Here is a 24,198-nt window from a genome sequence, read left to right as displayed (position 1 = left end):
TTCTCCTCGGCATAGGAGCGGGCAGTCTCGAAGATCAGCCGCTCGTCCTCGGAGAGCTGGTCCTCGAGCCGGAACGGGTCGGCCCAGTCAAAACCGGCGGACGGGGACGCAGACGGCGAAGGCGCGGCGGCCGAAGCGTTGGACATGGCGGGATTTCCTGTCGTGGTGGCGCGGCACGGGGCCGGGATCTGTCTGGATGTCTGGGACGCAGACGGTGCGTCGGAACAGTGCGGCCTAGTCGGGCACGATGGCGGTGGCCTCGATCTCGACCAGCGCCTCGGGTTCGACGAGGTCGGAGACCTCCACCAGGGCCATGGCCGGATAGTGCCGGCCGAGGACGCGGCGATAGGCGGCGCCGAGCTCGGCGGTCGAGGCGCGGTAGGTGGCGATGCTGCGCACATACCAGGTGAGGCGGGCGATATGCTCCGGCCCGCCGCCCGCTTCGGCGATGACGGCAAGGACATTGCGAAGCGTCTGTTCGACCTGCGGAATGAACCCGTCGGCGAAGGTCTCGGTCTCGTCCCAGCCGATCAGGCCGCCGGTGAGCACCAGCCGGCCGCGACCGGCCATGCCGTTGGCGTAGCCGCGGGGTTTCTTCCAGCCCGGCGGCTGTAGGGTATCGAGCGCGTCGCCGCTTCCGGCTTCGGATGGGCTAGTCGGACTGGCGCCGATCGGCTGGTTGATGTTCACGCGTTCACTCCCTGGGTCGCGTCCTCGGCTTCGGCCTCCGCCTGCTGGCGCAATGCAAAGCGCTGCAGTTTTCCCGAACCGGTCTTGGGCAAGGCGTCCACGAAGACGACCGAGCGTGGGTATTTGTAGGGCGCGAGCTCGCGCTTCACATGATCCTGCAGCTCTTTGGCAAGATCGGGCCCGGCATCTGCCCCGTCGGTGAGGACGATGAAGGCCTTGACGATGCGGCCGCGCTCGGGGTCCGGGGCGCCGACGACGCCGACCTCCAGCACCAGCGGATGGGCCAGAAGCGCCGCCTCCACCTCGGGGCCGGCGATGTTGTAGCCGGCCGAGACGATCATGTCGTCATTGCGGGCCTGGAACCAGAAATAGCCGTCCTCGTCCTCGACATAGGTGTCGCCGGTGATGTTCCAGCCATTCTCGACATAGACGGCCTGGCGCCGGTCGGCGAGGTAGCGGCAGCCGATCGGGCCGCGCACCGCGAGGCGCCCTGCGGTGCCCTTGGGCTGCGGCTGACCGGAGGCATCGACGATGCGCGCCTCGTAGCCGGGCACGGGCTTGCCGGTGGCGCCGGGGCGGATCGCCTCCTGCGGCGCGGCGATGAAGATGTGCAGCATCTCGGTCGCGCCGATGCCGTCCATCAGCTTCAGGCCGGTGGCCTCGAGCCAGGCGTCGAAGGTCGGGCGCGGCAGGGTCTCGCCGGCGGAGACGCATTTCGTCAGCGACGACAGGTCGTATTCGTCGATCTTCGCCAGCATGGCGCGATAGGCGGTGGGGGCGGTGAAGCAGACCGTCGCGCCATATTCGCCGATGGCGGCGGCGAGATCCGGCGGGCCGGCGCGTTCGAGCAGCACGGTCGAGGCGCCGATCCGGAACGGGAACAGGACGAGGCCGCCGAGGCCGAAGGTGAAGGCCAGTGGCGGCGAGCCGATGAAGACGTCGTCGGCGCCCGCGCGCAGCACGTCGCGGGCATAGCAGTCGCAGATGACCAGAAGGTCGCGGTGATAGTGGATCGTCGCCTTGGGCAGGCCGGTCGTTCCCGAGGTGAAGCCCAAGAGGCAGGGATCGTCGGCCCGCGAGGCCACGGCCTCGAAGCGGTCGGGCGCACCTGCCATCAGCGCGCCGAGATCACCGCCGGCAAGCCCCTCCCAGGTGACGATCCGGACGGACCGGGCGGCGGCATTCGCGGCCTTGTCCATCTCGTCGACCAGGGTCGCGTCGCACAAGGCTAGCCCGATCTCGGCCTTGTCGAGGATCTGCACGAGCTCGCGCGCGCGCAGCAGCGGCATGGTGGCGACGACGATGCCGCCGGCCTTGATGACCGCCATGTAGAGCGCGACCAGGGTCGGGTTGTTGGCCGAACGCAGGAGGACCCGGCCGCCGGGCACAAGTCCGAGTTCGCCGGTCAGGACATTGGCCATCCGGTCGATCGTTCGCGCGAGTTCGGCATAGGTCCAGCGCACGCCCGGCGCGCGGATGGCGAGCCGCTCGCCGCGGCCTTCGGCGACATGGCGGTCGACGAGTTCGGCGGCAGCGTTGAGCTGCTCGGGATAGCCGAGCCGGTCGAGATTGATGAAGTCCGGCTGCTCGGCTGCGGGCGGCAGGTTGTCGAGGACGAAGGTGTCGACATGGCAGGAGGCGGGCATGGGCGATCTCCTCAGGCGGCTTGCGACAGCAATTGGCGGGCGATGATGAGCTTCTGGACTTCGGTCGCGCCCTCGTAGATGCGCAGGGCGCGGATCTCGCGGTACAGCGTCTCGGGCACGGAGCCGGAGCGCACGCCTTCGCCGCCATGGAGCTGGACGGCGCGGTCGATGACCCCTTGGGCGTTCTCCGTGGCGACCATCTTGGCCATGGCCGCCTCGCGGGTGATGCGGGGCGCGCCGCTGTCGCGGGTCCAGGCCGCGCGGTAGACGAGCAGGGCGGCGCTGTCGATCGCCGTCGCCATTTCGGCGAGGGCCGTCTGGGTGAGCTGCATGTCGGCAAGCGGCGCGCCGAACAGGTTGCGCGAGCGGGCGCGGTCCAGCGTCACGTCGAGCGCCCGGCGCGCAAAGCCGAGGGCGGCAGCGCCCACCGTGGTGCGGAAGACGTCGAGCGTCGCCATGGCGATCCTGAAGCCCGCGCCGGGCTCTCCGATGCGGTTCGACGCCGGCACCCGGCAATCCTCGAAGCGGAGGCGGGCGAGGGGATGCGGGGCGATGGTGTCGAGCCGCTCGGCGATGGTCAGGCCCGGCGTATCGGCCGGCACGCAGAAGGCCGAAAGGCCCTTGGCGCCAGGCGCCTCGCCGGTGCGGGCGAAGACGACGTAATGGTCGGCGATGCCGCCATTGGAAATCCAGGTCTTCTCGCCATCGAGCCGGACCATGTCGTTGCCGACCGGGGTGGCGGCAAGGGCGATCTCGGCGACGTCGGAGCCGGCGTCCGGCTCGGTCAGCGCGAAGGCGGCAATCGCCGTGCCGTCGCGCACGCCGGGCAGCACGGAGTCCTTCTGAGCGTCGCTGCCGTGAAGGGTCAGGGCGCCGGTGCCGAGCCCCTGCATCGCGAAGGCGAAGTCGGCGAGGCCGTCGAAGCGGGCGAAGGTCTCGCGCAGGATACACAGGCTGCGCACGTCGAAACGGCCGTCCCTGGGCGCGGCATGGGCGAGGAAACCGGCCTTGCCCATGGCCGCCACGAGCCGCCGGCACGATCCGTCGACATCGTGGTGATCGACGAGGCCGGCGACGTTGGCGGCAGCCCAGTCCTCGGCCTTGCGGGCGAGGTCGCGGTGGCTCTGGTCGAAGAAGGGCCAGTCGAGGAAGCTGCGGTCGGCCATCGTCAGTTGCCCTCGAAGACCGGCTTGCGCTTGGCCGCGAAGGCCTCGAAGGCGCGGCGGAAATCGCCGGTCTTCATGCACAGGGCCTGGGCGATCGCCTCGGCATCGATGGCCTCGTCGACGCCCATCGCCCATTCCATCTGCAGCATGCGTTTGGTCACCGAATTGGCGTAGGTCGGGCCCTCGTTGAGCGCGGCCGCCATCTCCATCGCGGCGTCCAGCGCGCCGCCGGTTTCGGTCAGCCGGTTGAAGAAGCCCCAGCGCTCGCCTTCCTCGGCGCTCATGAAGCGGCCGGTATAGAGCAGTTCGGAGGCGCGGCCCTGGCCGATGATGCGGGGCAGGATCGCGCAGGCGCCCATGTCGCAGCCGGCAAGGCCGACGCGGTTGAACAGGAAGGCGACCTTGGCGCCGCTGGCCGCGATCCGCATGTCGGAGACCATGGCCATGATCGCGCCGGCACCGGCGCAGATGCCCTCGACCGCGGCAATGACGGGCTGCGGACAGGCGCGCATCTCCTTGACGAGATCGCCGGTCATGGTGGTGAAGGCGTGCAGTTCGGCCGCTTCCATCCTTGTCAGCGGCTCGATGATCTCGAAGACGTCGCCGCCGCTGGAGAAATTGCCGCCCGAGCCGGTCACGACGATGGCAGTGACGTCATCGTCGAAGCGCATCGCCCGGAAGGTGTCGCGCAGCTCGGCATAGCTCTCGAAGGTCAGCGGGTTCTTGCGATCCGGCCGGTCGAGGGTGATCACCGCGATGCCGTTGTCGATCGCGAGGCGGAAATGCTCGGGCACGAAGTCCCGCAACGGTGCGGCGATCGCGTTCTGGCGCTTCATCATTCGTCCTCTGGCTGTGTTGGTGCGGGTCCGGCGCGGCTGGCGTCGTGGACCGAGTGCTTGAGGTCGCCGAGCCGCGACCAGAGTTCGGTCTGCTCCTCGGGCGAGATGCCGGCGAGGAGTTCGGCCAGCCAGTCGCTGTGGGCGCGGGCCATGCGGGTGAAGGTCGCGCGGCCCTGCTCGGTGAGGCGCACCCGCGCCGAGCGCCGGTCGTGTTCGGAGACCTGACGCTCGATCAGCCCCTCCTGGACGAGGCGGTCGACGAGGCCGGTGACATTGCCGTTGGAGACCATCATCCGCCGCGACAGCTCGCCGAGCAGGATGCCGTCGGACGAGCGTTCGAGCTGGGCCATCAGGTCGAAGCGGGGCAGGGTAGTGCCGAACTGCTCGCGCAGGCGCTTGCGGATCTCGGCCTCGACGAGGTTGGCGCAGGTCAGGAGGCGCAGCCACAGGCGCAGCTCGGCGCGGTGATCCTGCGGGCTCTCGCCGACCTTGGACTCGGCGTCGATATGGTCGATCGGGGTCTGCCGGGTGACACTCACAATTCGCCTCCCGCGATCGCGATCGCCTGGCCCGTGACGCCGCTGGCACCGGCTCCGGCCAGCCACAGCACGCTGTCGGCGACCTCCTCGGGGCGGATCAGCCGGCCGAGCGGGTTGACCCGGGTGAAATCCTTCAGGATCGCATCGCGGTCGCGGCCGGTCTTTTCCTCCAGCCGGTCGAGGGAGCCGGCGATCAGCGCCGTGTCGGTGTAGCCGGGACAGACCGCATTGACGGTGATGCCGGCGGTGGCCAGCTCCAGCGCCAGCGAGCGGGTCAGGCCGATGACGGCGTGCTTGGCCGCCGTATAGGCGCCGACATAGGCATAGCCCTTGAGGCCGGCGGTCGAGGCGACGCTGACGATGCGGCCCGTGCCGGCCGCCTTCATCGCCGGCACGACGGCGCGGATCGCGGTGAGCACCGGCTCGACATTCAGCGCCATCATCCGCCGCATCTGATCGACGTCGAGACGCGACAGCGGCGCGGTCTCGGCGGCGCCGGCATTGTTGACCAGCACTTCCACCGGCCCGGCGCGTTCGGCGGCGCTCGCAAGGGCGGCTTCCAGCGCTTCGGCGTCGGTCACGTCGGCGGCGACGCCGGCATGGGCGCCGAGTTCGGCGCGGGCCCGCTCGGCGCTTTCGGCGCTGCGGCCATGCACCGTCACCCGGTCGCCGGCGGCCACGAAGGCGGCGGCGATGGCGTGGCCGATCCCGCGGGTCGAGCCGGTGACAAAGACGTGGCGAGGGCTGGCAAATGGGGTCATGACGACCTCCGATGAATTTGTTTAAGCCTAAACTATCTGGTCATGCTGCGGCAAGCGTGTCGGCTTCTGTTCGGGACCGCCGCTGTTCAGGACCGCGGTCGGGGCGATCAGGCGTTGGCGGCGCGGCGTTCGGCGACGAGGCGGTCCGGTTCGGCGGCAAAGCCCGCCTTGCCGGCATAGCCGCCGACGATCGCCTTCAGTTCGGCCCGGCTCATGACGTCCTCGACATTGGCGAAGCCGGCGGGCGCGCGCTTCTCGACCTCGTCGATCACCCGCTCCGGGCCGCCCTTGCGGTTGAGGCGGACGATCTCGGCGGTCTTGGGCAGGCGGTCCTTCTCGTATTCCCACAGCGCCTGGCGCGGATGCTCGGCGCGCTCCAGGCAGTCGGCCAGCGAGCGGGCGTCGAGGATCGCCTGCGAGGCGCCGTTCGAGCCGACGGGATACATCGGGTGGGCGGCGTCGCCGAGCAGCGTCACCCGGCCGAAGGTCCAGCGCGGCAGGGGATCGCGATCGCACATCGGATATTCGAAGGCCTGCGGCGTCGCCTCGACCAGCGCCGGGACGTCGTAGTCGGGAATGGCGAAGCGCTTGGCATAGGGCAGGACCAGCGAGCGCAGGGCCGGGCGGGACCAGCTTTCCTTCGGCGGCGGGGACTTGGCGCCGTCGGCCATCTTGATGTTGACGACCCAGTTCATGAGCTGGGTGCCGTCGCCCTTCTCGGCGATCGGATAGAGCACGAACTTGGCGCCCATGCCGCCGCCGATCGCCATGGTGCGACCGTCGCGCCAGCTCTTCCATTCGGTGGCGCCGCGCCACATCAGGACGCCGTTCCAGCAGGGGGCGCCCTCGTCCGGGTAGAAGCGCTTGCGGGCGGTGGAATGGATGCCGTCGGCGCAGACGAGAATGTCGCCGCGCACGGTGGTTCCGGCGTCGCCGCGGACGGAATCGGTGAAGTGGGCGGTGACGCCGCCTTCGTTCTGGATGAAGCCCGACAGGCTGAGGCCGGTCTTCACCGCGTCCGGCCCCAGCCGTTCGATGACGGCGTCGTAGATCAGCTTCTGCAGCCGGCCCCGATGGATGGAGAATTGCGGGACGGGGTGGCCGGCGTCGATGCCGCGCAGTTCGCTCCACACCTCCTGGCCCTGGCGGTTGTAGTAGACCAGTTCGCGGGTGCGCAGGCCGACCTTGTCGAGGGCCGGCAGGAGGCCGATCTCGGCCAGTTCGCGGATGGCGTGGGGCAGGGTGTTGATGCCCACCCCGACCTCGCGCACGGCCGGCGACTGTTCGTAGATCTCAGCCTTGGTGCCGCGCTTGTGCAGCATGAGCGCGGCGGTCAGCCCGCCGATGCCTGCGCCTGCGATAATCACCTTCATGGCCCTGCCTCCTTGCGCCCCGTGTTCCGGTCTATTCCGCGTCTGGCGGCGGCAGGAAATCGACCTCGTGCTGGGCCGAGACGGCGACGACTTCGGCCGGGTCGGCGGTCGGTCCGAGATTGTGGAGCGCCCAGAACAGATCGTAGAGGCGCTGGGCCGGGGAGACCCAGAAATAGCACTTCACGTCGGAATCCGTGCGGTTGAACAGGCCGTGCGGAATGCCGCGCGGCAGGCGGACGAGATCGCCGGGCTCGGCATGGCTCTCCTGGCCGTCGAGGATCACGTCGAGACGGCCCTCCAGCATGTAGACGAATTCTTCCTGGGTCGGATGGATATGCGGTGGCACGAAGGTGCCGACCGGGAAGGTCGCGTGCCAGGAGAACGAGCTCTCGGCATGCTGCTTGGGCACGTAGATCTGGCCGAGGATGTTCCAGCTTATGCCGTCCATCCCCTCGTTGGCCTTGGTGACGCCGGCGGTCATGATCGGCATGGGCGTGGCTCCTTGCTTGCGGAATGGAAAGGCGTGGCGCCGATGGCGCCGCGGTCGGTGCGAGGCCTACACATGGAGGAAGCGCTCCTTCACGGCAGGGGTCGCCCTGAGTTCGGCCGTCGTGCCGGTCCAGGCGACGCGGCCCTTCTCGATGACGACATGACGGTCGGCGAAGCGGGCCAGCGCATCGACATTCTTGTCGATGACGAGGATCGCCTCGCCGGCGTCCTTGATGGCCGTCAGGCAGGTCCAGATCTCCTCGCGGATCAACGGAGCGAGCCCTTCGGTCGCCTCGTCGAGAACCACCAGGCGGGGATTGGTCATCAGCGCCCGGCCGATGGCCAGCATCTGCTGTTCGCCGCCCGAGAGCTGGTTGCCCATGTTGCGGCGCCGTTCCTTCAGCCGGGGAAACAGGCGGTAGATCTCGGCCAGCGTCCATTTGGCGGGGCCGCGGCCTGCGCGATGGGTGGCGACGAGGTTTTCCTCGACGGACAGGGTCGGGAAGATCTGCCGGCCTTCCGGCACGAGGCCGAGGCCGCGATTGGCGACGACATGGGGCTGGCGGCCGGTGACATCGACGCCATCGATGGTGATGCAGCCGCCGCGAGGCTTCACCAGGCCGAAGATCGAGTTGATCGTCGTGGTCTTGCCCATGCCGTTGCGCCCGAGCAGCGTCACGACTTCGCCGGCGCCGACCTCGAGGTCGATGCCGAAGAGGATGCGGCTGTCGCCATAGGCGCTCTGGAGATTTTCGACCCGCAGCATCAGGCGGCCTCCTCCTCGCCGAGATAGGCGGTCCGCACCTCGGGATGGAGGCGGACCTCCTCGGCGGTGCCCGTGGCGATCAGCCGGCCGTAGACGAGGACGCTGACCCGGTCGGCAAGGGCGAAGACGGCGTCCATGTCGTGCTCGATCAGGACGATGGTGTGGGTGGTCTTCAGTTCGGCCATCAGCGCGACCAGAACCGCCGATTCCTCGTGGCCGGTGCCGGCGAGCGGCTCGTCGAGCAAGAGCAGCCGGGCGCCGGTCGCCAAGGCAATGGCGATCTCGAGCTGGCGCTTTTCGCCATGGGACAGGCTGCCGGCGCGTCGTTGGGCCCGATCGTCGAGCCCGACGCGGGCAAGCGCCGCCATGGCGGCGTCGTTGAGCGCGCTCTCGCGCGCCGCGGAGGCAAAGAAGCGGAAGCTCGAGCCCGAGCGGGCCTGCACAGCCATCGCCGCGTTTTCCAGCACGGTGAAGCCGTCGAGGATCGAGGTGATCTGGAAGGAGCGCGCCAGTCCGCGGTGGACGCGGCCCGCCATGTCGACCCGGGTGATGTCCTCGCCGGCGAAATGCACCGAGCCGCCGTCGCTGGCGAGACTGCCGGAGAGCTGGTGGATCAGCGTCGTCTTGCCGGCGCCGTTCGGGCCGATGATGGCGTGGAGTTCGCCGGGCATGACCTGGAAGCTGACGTCATCGGTGACGTGCAGGGCGCCGAAGGCCTTGCGCAGATTGCGGATGTCGAGAAGCGGTCCGGTCATGGCGTTCCCCGACCCGTGATGCGGCTGACGAAGCCGGCGATGCCGCCGCGCGTGAACAGGACGAGCAACACCAGGAAAATGCCGAGGCCGAGCTTCCAGTGCTCGGAGATCTGCGCCAGCCAGTCCTCCAGCAGCAGGAAGGCGACGGCGCCGGCGATGGGGCCGACCAGCGTGCCCATGCCGCCGAGGACGACCATGACGATGAGCTCGCCCGAGCGCTGCCAGCTCATATAGGCGGGCGAGACGAACTCGGCCTGGTTGGCGAGGAAGACCCCGGCGAGGCCGGCGATGGCGCCGGCGATGACATAGGCGGTGAGCTGGTAGCGGAAGGGCGAAAAGCCGATCGCCTGCATCCGCACGCGGTTGTCGCGGGTGCCACGCAGGACGCGGCCGAAGCGCGAGCCGACGACGGCGCGCAAGGTCACGAAGGCGCCGGCAAGCGCGGCGAGGACGACATAGAAGAAGGTCAGATTGCCCTTCAGGACCGGCGCGCCGAACAGCGTCGAGCGGGCGGTCAGGGTGATGCCGTCGTCGCCGCCATAGGCCGACAGCGAGACCATGAAGAAATACGCCATCTGGCCGAAGGCGAGGGTGATCATGATGAAATAGACGCCCTTGGTCCGCAGCGAGATGGCGCCGGTGACGAAGGCGAAGAGGCTGCAGACGAGAATCGCGACGGCGGCCTGCACCAGGATGTCGTCGATGCCGTGGGCGGCGAGGATCGCCACCGAATAGGCGCCGAGGCCGATGAAGGCGGCATGGCCGAAGGAGACCAGCGCGCCATAGCCGAGGATCAGGTCGAGGGAGAGGGCGGCGAGGGCGAAGATCATGATCCGCGTCGCCGTGACCAGCAGGAACTGGTCGTCGATCGCGGTGGCCAGGAGCGGCAGCAGCGCCAGTGTCGCAAAGATCAGCCCGGCGGCGAGGGCCGTGCCGCGGCCGTCGAGGCGGCTCGGGCGGCGCTGGGGCGCGACATCGGGCGTTTCGCCGGCAAGGGTGAGGTCGCTCGCGCTCATTGGGCCGCCCCCTTGGCCGGGAAGAGCCCGGCCGGCCGGAAGAACAGGACGGCGGCCATCAGGATGTAGATCAGCATGGGCGCAAGGGTGCGGCCGGTCTGGGAGGCGGCGGAGGGGTCCATGAGGCTGCGCAGGAGGATCGGACCGAAGGTGCGGCCGAGCGTGTCGACCAGCCCGACCAGCAGCGCCGCCACGAAGGCGCCGCGCACCGAGCCGACGCCGCCGATGACGATGACGACGAAGGTCAGGATCAGGATGGAATCACCCATGCCCGGCTGGACCGACAGGATCGGCGCGACCATGGCGCCGGCAAAGCCCGCCAACATGGCGCCGAGGGCGAAGACCAGCATGAAGAGACGGCGGATGTCGACGCCGAGGGCCGAGATCATCGGCGCATTGGTGGCGCCGGCGCGCAGCCGCATGCCGATGCGGGTGTGGCTGACCAGGAGATAGAGCCCGAGGGCCGTCGCCAGACCTGCGGCGATGATCAGGACGCGGAACAGTGGGTAGCGCATGTTGCCGATCAGCGGGATCGAACCGGACAGGATGTCCGGGATCGGCACGCTCATGGGGGCTGCGCCCCACAGCATCTGGACGCCCTCGTTGAGGATCAGGATCAGGCCGAAGGTCGCCAGCACCTGATCGAGATGATCGCGGTCGTAGAGGCGGCGGAAGATCAGCACTTCGAGGATGATCCCGAAGAGCAGCGTCGCCGGAATGGTCAGCGCGAGGCCGAGGAAGAAGTCGCCGGTATAGGCCGTCAGGGTCGCGACCAGATAGGCGCCGACCATGTAGAGCACGCCATGGGCGAGATTGATCAGGTCCATGATCCCGAAGATCAGGGTCAGGCCGGCCGCGACCAGAAACAGCAGGATGCCGAACTGGAGACCGTTGAGCGCCTGGAGCAGAAAGAGATTGAGCATGCCGGGTCCCGCTGCCGCGACCGCTCGATCACCGGGCGGGGGCGTGTGGTTCGTCGCAGGGTCCGGCTCGCGCCGGAAGTCGCATGCGCGACGTGGGTCGTGGGTCGTTCAGGCTCCGGCCCGCACCTGGCGAGCCGGAGCCGGAGGTTGCCGGTTACTGCATCTTGCAGTCGGCAGCGTAATTGTCCTGGTAGTCATCGAAGATCTTCTGCTCGATCTGGGTCTGGTACTTGCCGTCGTCGCGCTTGGCGACCTTGACCAGATAGAAGTCCTGGATCGGGTAGTGGTTGTCGCCGATGGAGAAGTCGCCGCGCAGGGACTGGAAATCGGCCGCCTTCAGGCCGGCGCGCAGGGCGTCCTTGTCGGAAAGGTCGCCGCCGGCCGCCTTGATGGCGCTGTCGATCATCTGGGCCGCGTCATAGGCCTGCATGGCGTAGGTGCCCGGCACGCTGCCGTATTTTTCCTCATAGGCCGCGACGAAGGCCTTGGACTGCTCGTTGTCCATGTCCGGCGCCCAGTTGGCGCCGCCGAAGAAGCCGACGGCCGCGTCCTGCTGGGCCGGCAGCGTCGTCTCGTCGACGGTGAAGGCGGAGAGGAACGGAATGTTGTCGAGGCCGGCCTGGCGGTACTGCTTGACGAGGTTCACGCCCATGCCGCCGGGCATGAAGGTGAAGACCGCATCGGGCTGCTCGGCGGCGATCTGCGCGAGTTCGGCCGAGAAATCGAGCTGGCCGAGCGGGGTGTAGATCTCGTTGACCACTTCGCCCTTGTAGGAACGCTTGAAGCCGGCCAGCGAATCCTTGCCCGCCTGATAGTTCGGCGCCAGCAGGAACAGCCGCTTGTAGCCGGTGTCCTCGGCGTATTTGCCAAGCACCTCGTGGACCTGGTCGTTCTGGTAGGAGGAGACGAAGAGGTTGGCGTTGCACTCGGCGCCGGCGAAGTTCGACGTGCCGGCATTCGGGCTGATCAGGAAGGCGCCGCCGTCGGTGACCGGCTTGGCGATGGCCATCAGGATATTGGAGAAGATCGGTCCGACGACGAAGTCGGCATCGTCGCGCTCGACCAGCTCGCGGGCCTTGTTGGCGGCGATGTCGGGCTTCAGCTCGTCGTCGACGGTGGTGATCTCGGTCTCGAGGCCGCCGAGCTTGCCGCCCATCGTCTCGACCGCCAGCATGAAGCCGTCGCGGCCCTGTTCGCCGAGCACCGCGGCCGGGCCCGACAGGGTAAACATCAGGCCGACCTTGAGCTTGTTGTCGGCAGCATCCTGCGCGAGCGCGCTGCCGGTCAGGGCGGTGGCCGCCAGAAGGCCGAGGGCGACGGTGCGGATCATTGTCATTCCTGCATCTCCATGCAAAGTTTCTGCGGCAGATCCGGCCCCGCCTCGGCGGTCCGTGCCCCTTGTTCGGCATGCGGCGCGGCGCCTCTGCGCCCCGATCCGAAAATTAGTTTACACATAAAATAGTGCCTCGCAACCGGATTGGCCGATTTTTTGGGCGTGCCTAATTATGCTGCAGTGCGGCGGCTGTGAATGCGCTGCGGCAAGGACGGGCGACATCGAGAATCTGGCCGCGACGCCTTGACCCATGCCCCGCTCCACGGCGATAGTTTAACTCTAAAATATTTGGTTGCGGGTGTCGGTCCCGCCTACAGGAGAGCAGCGATGCGCATCACCGTAATCGGCGGCGGCCCCGGCGGCCTCTATTTCGCGCTGCTCACCAAGAAGCAGCGGCCCGACTGGTCGATCGACATCTACGAGCAGAACCAGGCCGAGGACACGTTCGGCTTCGGTGTCGTCTTCTCCGACGAGACACTGCACGAATTCCTGTCGCGCGACCGGCCGTCGTTCGACCGCATCCGCCACGAATTCGCCTATTGGGACGACGTCGCCATCCACAAGGACGGGCGCGAGATGCGCTGCGCTGGGAACGGCTTTGCCGGTATCTCGCGGATGAAGCTCCTCGCCATCCTGCAGCAGCGCTGCCGGGAGGAGGGGATCGGCCTGCATTTCGGCGTGTCGGTGCCGCCGGAGGAAATCGCCACGCGCTTTGCCGATTCCGACGTGATCGTTGCGGCAGACGGGGTGAATTCGCGCATCCGCGAGCATTTCCGCACGACCTTCGAGCCGGATGTGGCGATCAAGTCGAACCGCTTCTGCTGGATGGGCTCGACCCGGCCGATGGACGAGTTCAACTATTTCTTCCGGCAGACCGACCACGGCATCATCTGTGCCCACACCTACCAGTACGAGGCGGGCCGCTCGACCTGGATCTTCGAGATGGACGACGCCTGCTGGCGCGGCCACGGCTTCGACGGTATGGACGAGGCGGCGTCGAAGGCGGTGCTGGAAGCGCTCTATGCCGAAGAACTGCAGGGCCATCCGCTGCTCCTGAACCGGTCGAACTGGCGGCAGTTTCCGCGCATCTTCTGCAATCGCTGGTCCCACGACAACATCGTGCTGCTCGGCGACGCCAAGGCCTCGGCGCATTATTCCATCGGCTCGGGCACCAAGCTCGCCATGGAATGCGCCATCTCGCTGTCGGATGCAGTGGTCGCGCATGGCCCGTCCAGCGTTCCGGCCGCCTTCGCGGCCTATGAGGACGCGCGGCGCACGCCCTGCCAGATCACCCAGCACAATGCCGATGTGTCGCTGGCCTGGTTCGAGCACATGAACCGATCCTGGGACATGGAGCCCGAGCAGTTCGCCATGGTGGTAATGTGCCGGGCCAAGGCGATTACCTACGACAATCTGATCGTGCGCGATCCCGGCTTCGTGGAAGCCGTCGACACCGCCTTCTACGAGCGGGTCTATCGCGAAACCGGCGAGGATTACCGCAAGAGCCGGCCAACGCCGATGTTCACGAGGTTCAAGCTGCGGGAGATGACGATCGAGAACCGGGTCGCCATGTCGCCGATGGCGCAATATTCAGCCGATGCGGACGGCAACCCGACCGACTGGCACTTCGTCCACTACTCCTCCCATGCGCTGGGCGGAGCCGGCCTCATCTTCACCGAGATGACCTGCCCTTCGGCCGATGCGCGGATCACGCCCGGCTGCACGGGCCTGTGGACCGACGCGCAGGAAGCGCAGTGGAAGCGGATCGTCGACTTCGTCCACGCCAATTCGACGTCGAAGATGGTGCTGCAGCTCGGTCATGCCGGGCGCAAGGGGTCGACCCAGCTCGGCTGGGAGAAGATGGACATGCCGCTGGCCGACAAGGCGGCGAACTGGCCGATCGTCTCGGCCTCGCCGCTGCCTTATCACGACGGCATCAGCCAGGTGCCGAAGCCGCTGGACCGGGCCGAGATGGACCGGATCACCGCGGATTTCGTCCAGGCGACGGAGAGGGCCGACCGGGCCGGCTTCGATATGCTGGAGCTGCACTGCGCCCACGGCTATCTGCTCGCTTCCTTCCTGTCGCCGCTGACCAACCATCGCGACGACGCCTATGGCGGCTCGGTGGAAAACCGTCTGCGCTACCCGCTGGAGGTCTTCGCCGCGATGCGGGCGGCCTGGCCGGCGCACAAGCCGATGTCGGTGCGCCTGTCGGCCACCGACTGGGCCGAGGGCGGGATCAGCGAGGCGGACGTCTTCGCGATCTCGGAGGCCTTCGCGGATGCCGGCTGCGACCTGATCGACGTGTCGGCCGGCCAGACGGTGGCGGATCAGGCGCCCGTTTACGGCCGGATGTTCCAGGTGCAGTTCGCTGAGGCGATCCGCAACGTGCCGAAGATGGCGGTGATGGCCGTCGGCGCCATCACCGAGGCGGCGCAGGTGAACACCATCCTGCACACCCGCCGCGCCGACATCGTCGCGCTGGGCCGCCCGCATATGTGGAACCCGTATTTCAGCCGCGAGGCGGCGGCCTGGTACGACACCCGCAACCAGCCCTGGCCGAAGCAATACATCTCGGGCCGTGACCAGGCGCATCGCGAGCTGACCAAGAAGCGGGCGCAGGAGATCGAACTGCGGCGCAAGGCCCGTCCGCGGCCGCACGATGCCGAAGCAAGCGATTCGCCGGCGCGCCAGGCCGCCGAGTAGGGCAGGCTGCCGAGTCGGGCGGGCCGGCTAGCCGGCCTCGGCGAGGGCGGATCGTTCGAACAGGGAAAAGCAGGCGGCGGCGGCCGCGATCGCGCTGGCGATCGTGGTCTCGTCCTGGCCTTCGCCCCAACCATCGAGGTCTGCGAGCACGCTTCGCCACCCGCCACGCTCGTGGCGCGCCGACAGAAGGCGGCGCGGATAGGCGACCGGCACACGGCGTTGCAGCACCGCGCCGCCGAGCCGGGAGCCCTCCAGAACATAGTGGATACCGCGCGCCGCGACCAGCGACGCAGGGCCTTCGAAGGGCGCCGATGGCGGAATGTCGATGCCGAGTTCCTGCAGATCGGCGACTGCCAGATCGGTGCGGGAACGGGTCGCGGCTACGGAAATGCCGGCGGCGACGATTGCCTCCACGGCGGGCAGCGCCCTTGCATGGGCTCGCAGGAAACCGCCATAACCGGACCGTGTTGAGAGGTCGAAGGCACTGAAGGCGGTGTCGACCCGCAGATGCAGTGACGCAGTTTCCGTGCGCAGGCGTTCGGAAAACGTCCCGTTCGGTGGTGGCATGCAGTGATCCGTCGCTCGTGACACGTTCCCGTCCGACGTCGACAGGAGGCCACAGGTGAAAGCAGATATCCCCGCCAGTCTGCAAGACTCCCTGCGTGCGGTCTCCGAAGACGAGCTGACGCTCTGCGACCGCGAACCGATCCATATTCCCGGCTCCATCCAGCCGCACGGCATGCTGCTGGTCGCCGACCGGGGCACGCTGGACGTCGTGGCGGGTGCGGGCGACATTGAGGGCCGGCTCGCGCCGCAATGGCTCGGGCGTCCGCTCGCCAGTCTCATCGGCAGCGCGGCGGTGGAAATTGCCCTGGGGATCGAGGACGAGACCTCCGCGGTGCTCGATCCGGTGACCGGGCTGGAGAACTCGCTGGACGGTGTCGCGCACCGCACCGGCGAGTATCTGCTGATCGAGCTGGAAGACGCGGAACGTGCGGGCCCGAGCACCGCGCGCATCTTCACCCGGATCGAGGAGGCCGGTGCGGCCCTCGCCCGGACCCATGACCTCCTCGATCTCTGCGAAGCCGCGGTCCAGCAGTTCCGCGCGATCACCGGTTACGACCGGGTGATGATCTATCGCTTTCACGAGGACGGCGCCGGCTCGGTGATGGCCGAGGACAGGGCCGCGCATCTCGTCTCCTTCCTCAATCACCAGTTCCCGGCGACGGACATTCCGAAGCAGGCGCGGGCCCTTTATATCCGCAACCGCATCCGGGTGATTCCCGACGTCTGCTACGAGCCGGCGCCGATCCGCGCCGCCGAGGCCGGGCTGTCGGAGGTCGATCTGTCGGATGTCGGGCTGCGCAGCGTCTCGCCGATCCATATCCGCTATCTGCAGAACATGGCCGTCGGCGCCTCGGCCTCGATCTCCATCGTCATGGACGGGCATCTGTGGGGGCTGGTGGCCTGTCATCACGACGAGGCGAAGACCATATCGCTGTCGGACCGCACCGCCTGCCGCATCCTCGCCCATACCTTGTCCCAGCAGATCGCCGCCAAGGACGAGGCGGAACTGACCCGCGAGCGGGTCCGGATCCGGGCGAGCGAAGATACGGCGCTGGCGCTGTACGATCCGGAATCCAGCTTCGAGAGCTTCGTGGAGGGGGCCGGCTCGGAGCTTTGCCGCATGCTGGGGGCCGACGGCCTGGCCGTTTTGTCCGGCACCCAGATCTCGACCTTCGGTCGCTGCCCGGACGAGGCCGACCTCCGCACGATCGGCGAGTGGGTGAAGGACAAGGCGGCGCCGTTTCCGTTCCTGACCGACCGGCTGGCGCTGCATTGGCCCGAGGCGGAGGCGTTCCAGTCGCTGGCCAGCGGTCTCCTGGCGGTCTCGCTGTCGACCGAGACGCCGATCTGCCTGATCTGGCTGCGCGCGGAAAAGATCGAGACCGTGGAATGGGCCGGCAATCCCCACAAGGGCGCCTCGACCGATCCGAATGCCGTGCTGACGCCGCGGTCGTCCTTCGAGACGTGGAGCGACACGGTCCGCGGCCGGTCGCGACCCTGGTCGATCGCCGAGGTGGAATCGGCCAGCCGCGTCGGCCGGCTGCTGCGCGAGCGGCGGCAGGCGATCCGGCTGAAGGAGCTGAACCGCGATCTCCTCGAGACGGTGCGCGAGAACCAGCTGCTCCTGCAGCAGAAGGGCTTCCTGCTGCGGGAGGTGAATCACCGCGTCCAGAACAGCCTGCAACTGGTTGCCGCCTTCCTGCGCATGCAGGCTCGCGATCTCGACGACGCGGCGACGAAGAGCCAGCTCTCGGAAGCGCAGCGCCGGCTGAACGCGGTCGCGCTCGTCCACCGGCGGCTCTATTCGGGCGAAAGCGTCGAGATCGTCGATCTCTCACGCTACATCCGCGACCTGTGGACAGACCTCGCATCGTCGATGGACGGGGCCTGGGCGGAACGGGCGCGGCTCGACCTCGCGCCGGTCCAGATCGCGGCCGACCGTGCCGTCCATGTCGGGCTGATCATGACCGAACTGGTGATCAACACCCAGAAATATGCCTATGATGGCAAGGCCGGTCCGCTGGCGATCCGCCTCGACCAGCATCTCGGCCGGTTCCGGCTGGCCGTCGCGGATCGCGGCGCCGGCAAGTCGCGCGACCATCAGGGCTTCGGCTCGAAGATGATGCGCGCAATGGTCGATCAGATCGAGGGCACGCTGGAGGAGGCCGGAAACCGGCCCGGTCTCGTCACCACGGTCAGCGCACCGGTCGAGCGAGCCCTGCACCAGGGCAGCTGAGGCGGATTACGCCTCGCGGCGTTCTTCGCCGCACGATCTGTCGCGCGCCGTGAAGCCGCCCAGCGGCCATGGCGTCCCGGTCGGCATCAATCCGCCGGCAGGCGTTCCAGATAGGACAGATCCTCGGCGTCGAACTCGCGGCGGATGAGGTCGACGCGGGACATCGCGCGGTCGCCCGAGATGATCAGATGGTCGGCCAGCGCCTTCGCGGCTTTGTCCGTCTCGCCGGCTAGCAGATGGTCGATCACCGCCACGTGCTCGGGCAGGAACGGTTCGGCGTCGAACAGCCGCGGCGTCCAGCGATAGAGGAACCGGTGGGCGATCAGCAGCGACTGGGGCAGGGTGATTGCCTGCATCAGCGCGTAGGTGCCCGACAAATCGAGCAGCGTGACGTGGAGGTCCTTCTCCAGCGCGTCGAGCGTCGCGCCGGTGACATCGCCCGCCGCCATCGCCTCTTCGAGCCGTGTCCGCATCTGCGTCAGCAGCGACGCGGGCGCGTGGGGCGCCGCCTTGGTCAGGGCGATCGGCTCGAGGATCGCGCGCAATTCGTAGAGTTCGGCGATATGGTCGGGCGTCAGCGCGGGCGCGTACCAGCGGCCGCGATCGTCCTTGCGCAGCACGCCGCGTTGCTGCAGGCGGCCGACCACGTCGCGCGCCACGGTGCGGCTGACGCCGTAGTGGCGGGCGAGCCGCGCCTCGTTGACCCGCCAGCTGGCGAAGGAGATCCGGGCGATCACCTGGTCCTCCACCTCGCCATAGATCCGCTCCCAGCTTGGCGAGGATTGCAGCGGACTGCCGTCATGGGCTGGCGACGCCGGATCGCCGGGCGAGGGGGCCTTTCGCGCCGACACGCTGCCGGCCAGGACGGCATAGCCCTTGCCCTTCACGCGTTTGACGAGGCCCTGCTGCTCCAGTTCCGACAAGGCGCGGCGCACCGGCGCGCGGCTGATGCCGAGCCGCTCGGCCAGCAGCGATTCGGTGAGGTGGCCCGATGCCGGCAGGGTGCCGTCGCGGATCTGCTCGGCGATGAGCTGCGTCGCCCGCTCGTAGAGACGCGGCGTGACGCCGGAGACGCTCTCCTTTTCGATGTCCTGGACCCTCTCGGCGCGCCCCTCAGGCATCGTGTCTCCCTCGCAACCCGGCGGATTCGGCCGGTGCCAAAGTGTTTCGAATGTCGCGCATCGCGTCAAACCGGATGCCGGCCCGGGACGCGACCGTCCGCATCCCCTGCTTCATAGCCACTCGCGATCGCCCGGCTATCGGCCGGCGTTCTCCCCCCCCCCTTTTCTCGCCGATGTTGATATGTATAGTGTAGACATACGACATCGAGCGGGGGGCTCGTGGCAGGGAGGAACGGGAATGAGCGGACGGCTCGAAGGGCGGCGAGCATTCGTAACGGGGGCCGGCCAGGGGATGGGCCGCGCCATCGCGCTCCTGTTCGCCGAGGAGGGTGCGGCTGTCGTTGCTGCCAGCCGCACCCTTGCCAAGATGGATGACCTGCCGCGTCTGGCGCCGTCGATCACGCCGGTCGGTCTCGACGTCACCGATCGGGACGCCGTGCAGGCGGCGATCGCGGCTGCCGGTGATCTCGATATTCTGGTCAATTGCGCCGGCTGGGTTCACAACGGCAGCATTCTCGACTGCAGCGAGGAGGATTGGGCGAAGAGCCTGGAGCAGAACGCTACCTCCTGTTTCCGCACCATCCGCGCCGCATTGCCGGGGATGATCGCCCGCGGGCGCGGCTCGATCATCAATGTCGCCTCGGTCGCCTCCAGCATTACCGGCGTCGCCAACCGCGCCGCCTACGGCGCCAGCAAGGCGGCGGTGATCGGCCTGACGAAGCAGGTCGCGCGGGACGTCATCCGTACCGGCGTGCGCGTCAATGCGCTGTGCCCCGGCACCACGGCCTCGCCGTCGCTCGAATCCCGCATCGCGGCCAGCGCCGATCCCGAGGCGACCCGCCGCGAATTTGCCGAGCGCCAGCCGATCGGGCGCCTTGGCGAGGTCTCCGAAATGGCGGCCGCGGCGCTGTATTTTGCCGCCGACGATGCGGCCTTCACTACTGGCCAGATCCTGGTCGTCGACGGCGGGCAGACCCTGTGAGCGCGGTCGCCGACCAGACCGGCCGCCACGGCGCCCGCATCGGGCTCGACGAGCTCGCCCGCTTCTGCACGGCCGCCCTGTCGGCGGTCGGCGCCGACGAGGCGACGGCCGAGGCCGCGACGCGGGCGATGATCCACGGGTCGCGCTGCGGCGTCGACAGTCATGGCGTCCGGCTCCTGCCGCATTATGCGACGGTGCTGCGCGAAGGGCGCGTCAACCCGCGGCCGGCGCTCACCTTCACGTCCAAGGGCGGCGCGGTCGCCGCGCTCGACGCCGACGACGCCCATGGCGCGCTGGCCACCTACAGCGCCATGGACCGGGCGGTCGAGATCGCCGGCGGGCAGGGCATCGGCGCGGTGGCGATCCGCAAATCCTCGCATTTCGGCCCGGCTGGCGCCTATGCGCTGGCAGCGGCCGAGCGCGGGGCCATCGGCATCGTCATGTGCAATTCCGACGCCTTCGTGCGGCTGCATGGCGGGGCGCGCCGCTTCCACGGCACCAATCCGATCGCCTGCGCCATTCCCAACCCGGACGGGGCACCCTGGCTGCTCGACATGGCCACCAGCGCGATTCCCTACAACCGCGTCAAACTCTACGAGAGCCTCGGTGTGGACCTGCCGGAGGCGGTCGCCTCGGATGCGGAGGGCAGGAATACGGCGGACCCTGCGGCGGTCGAGATGCTGGCGCCGCTGGGGGCGGCCTTCGGCTTCAAGGGCGCCGGCCTTGCCGGCCTGGTGGAGATCTTCAGCGCCGTCCTCAGCGGCATGGGGCTGAGCTTCGACCTCCTGCCGATGGGCGGGCCGGACCTTTCGACCCCGCGCGGCCTCGGCGCCTTTGTCATGGCGGTGCGCACCGATGCCTTCGTCGACCGGGAGATCTTCGATCGCGGCATGCGTCGCTATGTCGGCGAACTGCGCGCCAGCGCGACCGCACGCGGTGCTGAGGTCATGGCGCCGGGCGACCGCGAATGGGCCGAGGCGGAGCGGCGCACCGCCTATGGCGCGCCGGTGGACCCGGCGACGATGACAGAGTTCCGGTCCTTGGCGGACCGGTACGGGCTGGAGATGCCGGCGAAAGCCGGGTCCGGCTTGACGCCGCCCGCGCAGACGGGCGCAAGCTGACCACGAGATCGCAACAGGGAGGATCGACAATGAGCGTGCTGGCAAGGCATCTGAAGACGCTGTCTCTCGCGGTGGGCCTCGGCCTCTTCGCGCAGGGGACGGTGTTCGCGCAGGACAGTTTCGAGCTGCGCTTCAACCATGTGCTCGGCCCCAACGAGCCGTTCAACAAGGGCTTCGAAGCCTGGGCGGAGCGGGTGAAGGAGCGCACCGATGGCGGGCTGACGATCCAGGTCTTCCACAGCGCCCAGCTCGGCGTCGAGGAAGACATCATCGAGCAGATCCGCCAGGGCGCCAATATCGGCCAGAACACCGACGCCGCGCGGCTCGGCACCTATGTCCCGGGCATCGCGGTGGTCAACGGGCCCTATTTCGTCGGCTCGCTGGAGGAATCCTTCAAGCTGGCAGATTCGCCCACCATGCAGGAATGGCAGGCCGAACTTGCCGAACAACACGGGCTGAAGGTCGTGTGCTTCGACTGGGTGCAGGGCTTCCGCAATTTCTACACCAATGCGCCGGTGCGCACGCCGGAGGATCTGAGCGGCCAGCGCATCCGCACGCCGCCGGCCCCGATCTGGCAGGAATCGATCCGGGCGCTGGGCGCCGAGCCGGTGGCGATGAATTTCGGCGACGTCTATCCCGGCCTGCAGCAGCGGGCGATCGACGGGGCCGAGCTCGTCTATCCCAACATCACCGCGGCCAATCTCAACGAGGTCGTCGACCATGCCAATGAGACCAAGCATATCCTCCTGACCAACTTCCAGGTGGTCAGCTCGCAATGGTTCGACGGCCTGCCGTCGGAATACCAGACCGCGCTGGTCGAGGAATGCCGCGCGGCCGGCCAGGCAACCTCGGCGGAGATCGAGGAGGCGACGCAGACGGCCAAGGCGACCCTGAAGGAGCGGGGCATGATGATCGTCGAGGACGTCGACATGGACGCGTTCCGGGCGGCCGGCGAAAAAGCCTACGAGACGCTGGGTCTCGTCGAGGCGAAGAACAAGGTCCAGGAAGAGATCGGCATCAAGGCGGGCCAGTAACGGTCCGAGACGACGCCGGCGGGGAGATCCATGCCAAGCCTTTATCGGTTCATCCTGCGGGCTGAGGCATTCCTCGCCGGCGTCCTGTTGATGGCCATGGTCGCGCTCATCTTCGCCGGCGGCGTCGCCCGGATGATGCACACGCCGATCAACTGGACCATCGATCTGGCCACCTGCGCCTTCGCATGGGCCTCGTTCCTGTGCGCCGACATCGCCTGGCGCAGGGGCGCGCTGATGGCGATCGACATCCTGCCAGAAATGGTGCCCGCCGGCGTGCGGCGGGTGCTGGAATACGTCAATTACGGGTTGATCGCGATCTTCCTCGTCTGCGGCATCTATGCCGGCACGCTGCTCGCCTGGATCAGCCGGGCCCGCAGTTTCCAGGGTATTCCCGGGATCAGCTATTCCTGGGTGACGATGAGCCTGCCGGTCGGCTGCCTGCTGCTGCTCGTGACCACGCTTCTGAAAATCCGTGACGCGCGGCGCGCTGCGGTCCGCGCCGAGGGCGCTTCACCGCCATGCTGATCGTTACCATCGCCTTCGTCGTCCTCATTCTGATGGGCATGCCCATCGCCTTTGCGATCGGCATCTCCGGGGCGCTGTTCTTCGCCCAGCATCCCGAGCTTCCCTTCACCATTCCGGTTCAGGTGACGGTGTCCCAGACCCAGAATTTCGCGCTTCTGGCGATCCCGCTGTTCATCGTCGCCGGCAATTTCATGAACCGGTCGGGCATCACCGAGCGGCTTCTGGACCTCGCCTCGGTGCTCACCGGCCGGCTGCGCGGCGGGCTGGCACAGGTCTCGCTGGCGCTGTCGGCGCTGATGGGCGGCGTGTCGGGATCGGCGATCGCCGATGCGGCGATGCAGAGCCGCATGCTCGGCGACGAGATGACCAGGCGCGGCTTCACCCGCGGCTTTACCGCCGGCATCCTGTCCTATGGCGCGGTGCTGACGCCGATCATTCCGCCGGGCATCGGCATGATCCTCTACGGCACGATCGGCCAGGTCTCGATCGGCCGGCTGTTCGCCGCCGGCTTCGTGCCCGCGCTGCTTTTGTGGATCGGGCTCGGCTTCGCCGTCTGGCTGACCGCCCGGCGGCGCGGCTACCAGCCGCAACGCCGGACGCGGCCGAAATTCGCTGAGGTCACGCGGGCCTTCACCGGCGGCATCTGGGCGCTGCTGTTTCCGGTCTTCCTGCTGGTCGGCCTGCGCATGGGCGTCTTCACCCCGTCGGAGATCGGGGCGTTCGCCGTGCTCTACGCGCTGTTCATCGGCGTGCTGGTCTATCGCAAGATGCGGATGAAGGGTTTCGTCGAGGGGCTCGAAAGCAGCCTGGCCGATGTCGGCTCGGTGATGTTCCTGATCGCCCTGTCGGCGACCTTCAGCTACGGCATCGTCCTCGAGCAGGTGCCCGAGACCGTCGCCGGCTGGATCGTCGGGCTGACCGACAATCTCACCGGCGCGATGATCCTGATCTGCGTGGTGGTGGTGGTCATCGGCTTCTTCATCGACGCGACGGTGCTGATCATCATGCTGACGCCGATCGTCCTGCCGGTGGCGCGCGATCTCGGTGCCGACCCGGTGCATTTCGGCATCGTCTTCATCATCGCCGCGACCATCGGCAATTTCACGCCGCCGGTCGGCGCGGCCATGTATGCGGTGTGCTCGATCCTGCGCTGTCCGATCGGCGAGTACACGCGGGAATCGGCGCCGTTCCTGGCGGCGGTCGTCGCGGTGACCGTGCTGCTCATCCTCCTGCCGTCGCTCGTCCTGTTCGTGCCGAACCTGATCTTCGGGTGAGGGCCAGCTGTTCGGGGGCATGCCGGAAAGGTGGACGTCTGATTGGGCGCAGGCTCATCTCGGCATCCGGACACGCGGACCCCGCGATAACGCGCAGATGGCGAACAGTTCGGCAGGGGAGGGGACAGGGCAACCCAGTAGGGGCGAGGGATCCGCGGTGGTTCGCTCACGATAGACCTGCGGGCCGACCGCACCGAACAACGCCCGCATCCCGGGGCCGTACGGGGCCCGCCAGGCGCCGCGATCGACCAAATGACTTTTTGCGAAGTTTTTGCGACTGTGGTCGTTGACAGGTCCGGATGGGGTGGCCTATATCGCGTTCATCGACGACGGCGG

At 68.1% G+C, this 24,198-nt stretch carries 22 protein-coding genes and 1 pseudogene; 7 read left to right on the top strand and 16 right to left on the bottom strand.

Annotated features, from left to right (window positions below; genetic code table 11):
* The 14 genes and pseudogenes from N7I30_RS21075 to N7I30_RS21010 form a co-directional block, all read right to left on the bottom strand.
* Positions 1-146: pseudogene (locus tag N7I30_RS21075) on the bottom strand (acyl-CoA dehydrogenase); the annotation flags it as partial.
* Positions 147-234: 88 nt separating this feature from the next.
* Positions 235-690 (bottom strand): RidA family protein, encoded by a 456-nt coding sequence (locus N7I30_RS21070; protein ID WP_498640992.1) that lies wholly within the window; start codon positions 688-690, stop codon positions 235-237.
* Positions 687-2,336, bottom strand: coding sequence for an AMP-binding protein (locus tag N7I30_RS21065; protein WP_498640991.1), 1,650 nt, complete (start codon positions 2,334-2,336; stop codon positions 687-689). The genes N7I30_RS21070 and N7I30_RS21065 overlap by 4 nt, the downstream gene beginning before the upstream one ends.
* A gap of 11 nt (positions 2,337-2,347) precedes the next feature.
* The gene (locus N7I30_RS21060) at positions 2,348-3,502 is read right to left on the bottom strand and encodes an acyl-CoA dehydrogenase family protein (RefSeq protein ID WP_498640990.1); all 1,155 of its coding nucleotides are present in this window, start codon (positions 3,500-3,502) and stop codon (positions 2,348-2,350) included.
* Between the two features lie 2 nt (positions 3,503-3,504).
* Positions 3,505-4,341, bottom strand: a complete 837-nt coding sequence (locus tag N7I30_RS21055; protein WP_498640989.1) for an enoyl-CoA hydratase family protein — start codon at positions 4,339-4,341, stop codon at positions 3,505-3,507.
* Positions 4,338-4,880 carry a MarR family winged helix-turn-helix transcriptional regulator gene (locus tag N7I30_RS21050; RefSeq protein WP_228240577.1) on the bottom strand — a complete coding sequence of 181 codons (543 nt, stop codon included), beginning with the start codon at positions 4,878-4,880 and terminating at the stop codon, positions 4,338-4,340. The genes N7I30_RS21055 and N7I30_RS21050 overlap by 4 nt, the downstream gene beginning before the upstream one ends.
* Positions 4,877-5,641 carry an SDR family NAD(P)-dependent oxidoreductase gene (locus N7I30_RS21045; RefSeq protein ID WP_498640988.1) on the bottom strand — a complete coding sequence of 255 codons (765 nt, stop codon included), beginning with the start codon at positions 5,639-5,641 and terminating at the stop codon, positions 4,877-4,879. Before N7I30_RS21045 ends, N7I30_RS21050 begins: the two co-directional genes overlap by 4 nt.
* Positions 5,642-5,748: 107 nt before the next feature.
* Entirely contained in the window at positions 5,749-7,014 is a 1,266-nt protein-coding gene (locus N7I30_RS21040) for a flavin-dependent oxidoreductase (protein ID WP_498640987.1), read from the bottom strand.
* A 31-nt stretch (positions 7,015-7,045) separates the two neighbouring features.
* The gene (locus tag N7I30_RS21035; RefSeq protein ID WP_009209331.1) at positions 7,046-7,504 is read right to left on the bottom strand and encodes a cupin domain-containing protein; all 459 of its coding nucleotides are present in this window, start codon (positions 7,502-7,504) and stop codon (positions 7,046-7,048) included.
* Between the two features lie 66 nt (positions 7,505-7,570).
* The gene (locus N7I30_RS21030; RefSeq protein ID WP_498640986.1) at positions 7,571-8,269 is read right to left on the bottom strand and encodes an ABC transporter ATP-binding protein; all 699 of its coding nucleotides are present in this window, start codon (positions 8,267-8,269) and stop codon (positions 7,571-7,573) included.
* Positions 8,269-9,024 (bottom strand): ABC transporter ATP-binding protein, encoded by a 756-nt coding sequence (locus N7I30_RS21025; RefSeq protein WP_188077501.1) that lies wholly within the window; start codon positions 9,022-9,024, stop codon positions 8,269-8,271. Before N7I30_RS21025 ends, N7I30_RS21030 begins: the two co-directional genes overlap by 1 nt.
* Positions 9,021-10,040, bottom strand: a complete 1,020-nt coding sequence (locus N7I30_RS21020; protein WP_498640985.1) for a branched-chain amino acid ABC transporter permease — start codon at positions 10,038-10,040, stop codon at positions 9,021-9,023. The genes N7I30_RS21025 and N7I30_RS21020 overlap by 4 nt, the downstream gene beginning before the upstream one ends.
* Positions 10,037-10,963, bottom strand: coding sequence for a branched-chain amino acid ABC transporter permease (locus tag N7I30_RS21015; protein ID WP_498640984.1), 927 nt, complete (start codon positions 10,961-10,963; stop codon positions 10,037-10,039). Before N7I30_RS21015 ends, N7I30_RS21020 begins: the two co-directional genes overlap by 4 nt.
* A gap of 154 nt (positions 10,964-11,117) precedes the next feature.
* A complete protein-coding gene (locus tag N7I30_RS21010) occupies positions 11,118-12,299 on the bottom strand; it encodes an ABC transporter substrate-binding protein (RefSeq protein WP_498640983.1) in 1,182 nt (393 codons plus the stop codon).
* A 324-nt stretch (positions 12,300-12,623) separates the two neighbouring features.
* On the opposite strand from N7I30_RS21010, the gene N7I30_RS21005 reads away from it, so the two are divergent.
* On the top strand, positions 12,624-15,002 hold the full coding sequence (locus N7I30_RS21005) for an oxidoreductase (protein WP_498640982.1): 2,379 nt from the start codon (positions 12,624-12,626) through the stop codon (positions 15,000-15,002).
* Positions 15,003-15,029: 27 nt separating this feature from the next.
* On the opposite strand, the gene N7I30_RS21000 is transcribed toward N7I30_RS21005, so the two are convergent.
* Complete coding sequence (locus N7I30_RS21000) at positions 15,030-15,569, bottom strand: biliverdin-producing heme oxygenase (RefSeq protein ID WP_498640981.1); 540 nt, start codon at positions 15,567-15,569, stop codon at positions 15,030-15,032.
* Positions 15,570-15,624: 55 nt separating this feature from the next.
* Here N7I30_RS21000 and N7I30_RS20995 point away from each other — a divergent pair, with 55 nt between their 5' ends.
* Positions 15,625-17,805, top strand: a complete 2,181-nt coding sequence (locus N7I30_RS20995) for a histidine kinase dimerization/phosphoacceptor domain -containing protein (protein WP_498640980.1) — start codon at positions 15,625-15,627, stop codon at positions 17,803-17,805.
* An 86-nt stretch (positions 17,806-17,891) separates the two neighbouring features.
* Here the strand turns inward: N7I30_RS20995 and N7I30_RS20990 are convergent, their stop codons facing one another.
* Positions 17,892-18,926, bottom strand: a complete 1,035-nt coding sequence (locus N7I30_RS20990; protein WP_498640979.1) for a GntR family transcriptional regulator — start codon at positions 18,924-18,926, stop codon at positions 17,892-17,894.
* 238 nt (positions 18,927-19,164) lie between these two features.
* On the opposite strand from N7I30_RS20990, the gene N7I30_RS20985 reads away from it, so the two are divergent.
* The 5 genes from N7I30_RS20985 to N7I30_RS20965 are packed head-to-tail and all read left to right on the top strand — an operon-like array spanning position 19,165 to position 23,862.
* On the top strand, positions 19,165-19,908 hold the full coding sequence (locus N7I30_RS20985) for an SDR family oxidoreductase (RefSeq protein ID WP_187391058.1): 744 nt from the start codon (positions 19,165-19,167) through the stop codon (positions 19,906-19,908).
* A complete protein-coding gene (locus N7I30_RS20980; protein ID WP_498640978.1) occupies positions 19,905-21,029 on the top strand; it encodes an Ldh family oxidoreductase in 1,125 nt (374 codons plus the stop codon). Before N7I30_RS20985 ends, N7I30_RS20980 begins: the two co-directional genes overlap by 4 nt.
* A 29-nt stretch (positions 21,030-21,058) precedes the next feature.
* Positions 21,059-22,063: a C4-dicarboxylate TRAP transporter substrate-binding protein gene (locus tag N7I30_RS20975; RefSeq protein ID WP_498640977.1), complete on the top strand. Its 1,005-nt coding sequence runs from the start codon at positions 21,059-21,061 to the stop codon at positions 22,061-22,063.
* 30 nt (positions 22,064-22,093) lie between these two features.
* Positions 22,094-22,588, top strand: a complete 495-nt coding sequence (locus tag N7I30_RS20970; RefSeq protein WP_498640976.1) for a TRAP transporter small permease — start codon at positions 22,094-22,096, stop codon at positions 22,586-22,588.
* On the top strand, positions 22,582-23,862 hold the full coding sequence (locus N7I30_RS20965; RefSeq protein WP_498640975.1) for a TRAP transporter large permease: 1,281 nt from the start codon (positions 22,582-22,584) through the stop codon (positions 23,860-23,862). Before N7I30_RS20970 ends, N7I30_RS20965 begins: the two co-directional genes overlap by 7 nt.
* Positions 23,863-24,198: the final 336 nt, after the last annotated feature.

The sequence above is a fragment of the Aurantimonas litoralis genome, from assembly GCF_026153195.1.
Taxonomy (GTDB): Bacteria; Pseudomonadota; Alphaproteobacteria; order Rhizobiales; family Rhizobiaceae; genus Aurantimonas; species Aurantimonas coralicida.
This window is presented reverse-complemented; position numbering and strand designations above follow the sequence as displayed.

Bases quoted from the DNA above. Each gene is read 5' to 3' on its own strand.
- N7I30_RS21065 (WP_498640991.1), bottom strand. From the start codon at position 2,336: ATGCCCGCCTCCTGCCATGTCGACACCTTCGTCCTCGACAACCTGCCG.
- N7I30_RS21060 (WP_498640990.1), bottom strand. From the start codon at position 3,502: ATGGCCGACCGCAGCTTCCTCGACTGGCCCTTCTTCGACCAGAGCCAC.
- N7I30_RS21055 (WP_498640989.1), bottom strand. From the start codon at position 4,341: ATGATGAAGCGCCAGAACGCGATCGCCGCACCGTTGCGGGACTTCGTG.
- N7I30_RS21045 (WP_498640988.1), bottom strand. From the start codon at position 5,641: ATGACCCCATTTGCCAGCCCTCGCCACGTCTTTGTCACCGGCTCGACC.
- N7I30_RS21040 (WP_498640987.1), bottom strand. From the start codon at position 7,014: ATGAAGGTGATTATCGCAGGCGCAGGCATCGGCGGGCTGACCGCCGCG.
- N7I30_RS21035 (WP_009209331.1), bottom strand. From the start codon at position 7,504: ATGCCGATCATGACCGCCGGCGTCACCAAGGCCAACGAGGGGATGGAC.
- N7I30_RS21030 (WP_498640986.1), bottom strand. From the start codon at position 8,269: ATGCTGCGGGTCGAAAATCTCCAGAGCGCCTATGGCGACAGCCGCATC.
- N7I30_RS21025 (WP_188077501.1), bottom strand. From the start codon at position 9,024: ATGACCGGACCGCTTCTCGACATCCGCAATCTGCGCAAGGCCTTCGGC.
- N7I30_RS21020 (WP_498640985.1), bottom strand. From the start codon at position 10,040: ATGAGCGCGAGCGACCTCACCCTTGCCGGCGAAACGCCCGATGTCGCG.
- N7I30_RS21015 (WP_498640984.1), bottom strand. From the start codon at position 10,963: ATGCTCAATCTCTTTCTGCTCCAGGCGCTCAACGGTCTCCAGTTCGGC.
- N7I30_RS21010 (WP_498640983.1), bottom strand. From the start codon at position 12,299: ATGACAATGATCCGCACCGTCGCCCTCGGCCTTCTGGCGGCCACCGCC.
- N7I30_RS21005 (WP_498640982.1), top strand. From the start codon at position 12,624: ATGCGCATCACCGTAATCGGCGGCGGCCCCGGCGGCCTCTATTTCGCG.
- N7I30_RS21000 (WP_498640981.1), bottom strand. From the start codon at position 15,569: ATGCCACCACCGAACGGGACGTTTTCCGAACGCCTGCGCACGGAAACT.
- N7I30_RS20990 (WP_498640979.1), bottom strand. From the start codon at position 18,926: ATGCCTGAGGGGCGCGCCGAGAGGGTCCAGGACATCGAAAAGGAGAGC.
- N7I30_RS20985 (WP_187391058.1), top strand. From the start codon at position 19,165: ATGAGCGGACGGCTCGAAGGGCGGCGAGCATTCGTAACGGGGGCCGGC.
- N7I30_RS20975 (WP_498640977.1), top strand. From the start codon at position 21,059: ATGAGCGTGCTGGCAAGGCATCTGAAGACGCTGTCTCTCGCGGTGGGC.
- N7I30_RS20970 (WP_498640976.1), top strand. From the start codon at position 22,094: ATGCCAAGCCTTTATCGGTTCATCCTGCGGGCTGAGGCATTCCTCGCC.
- N7I30_RS20965 (WP_498640975.1), top strand. From the start codon at position 22,582: ATGCTGATCGTTACCATCGCCTTCGTCGTCCTCATTCTGATGGGCATG.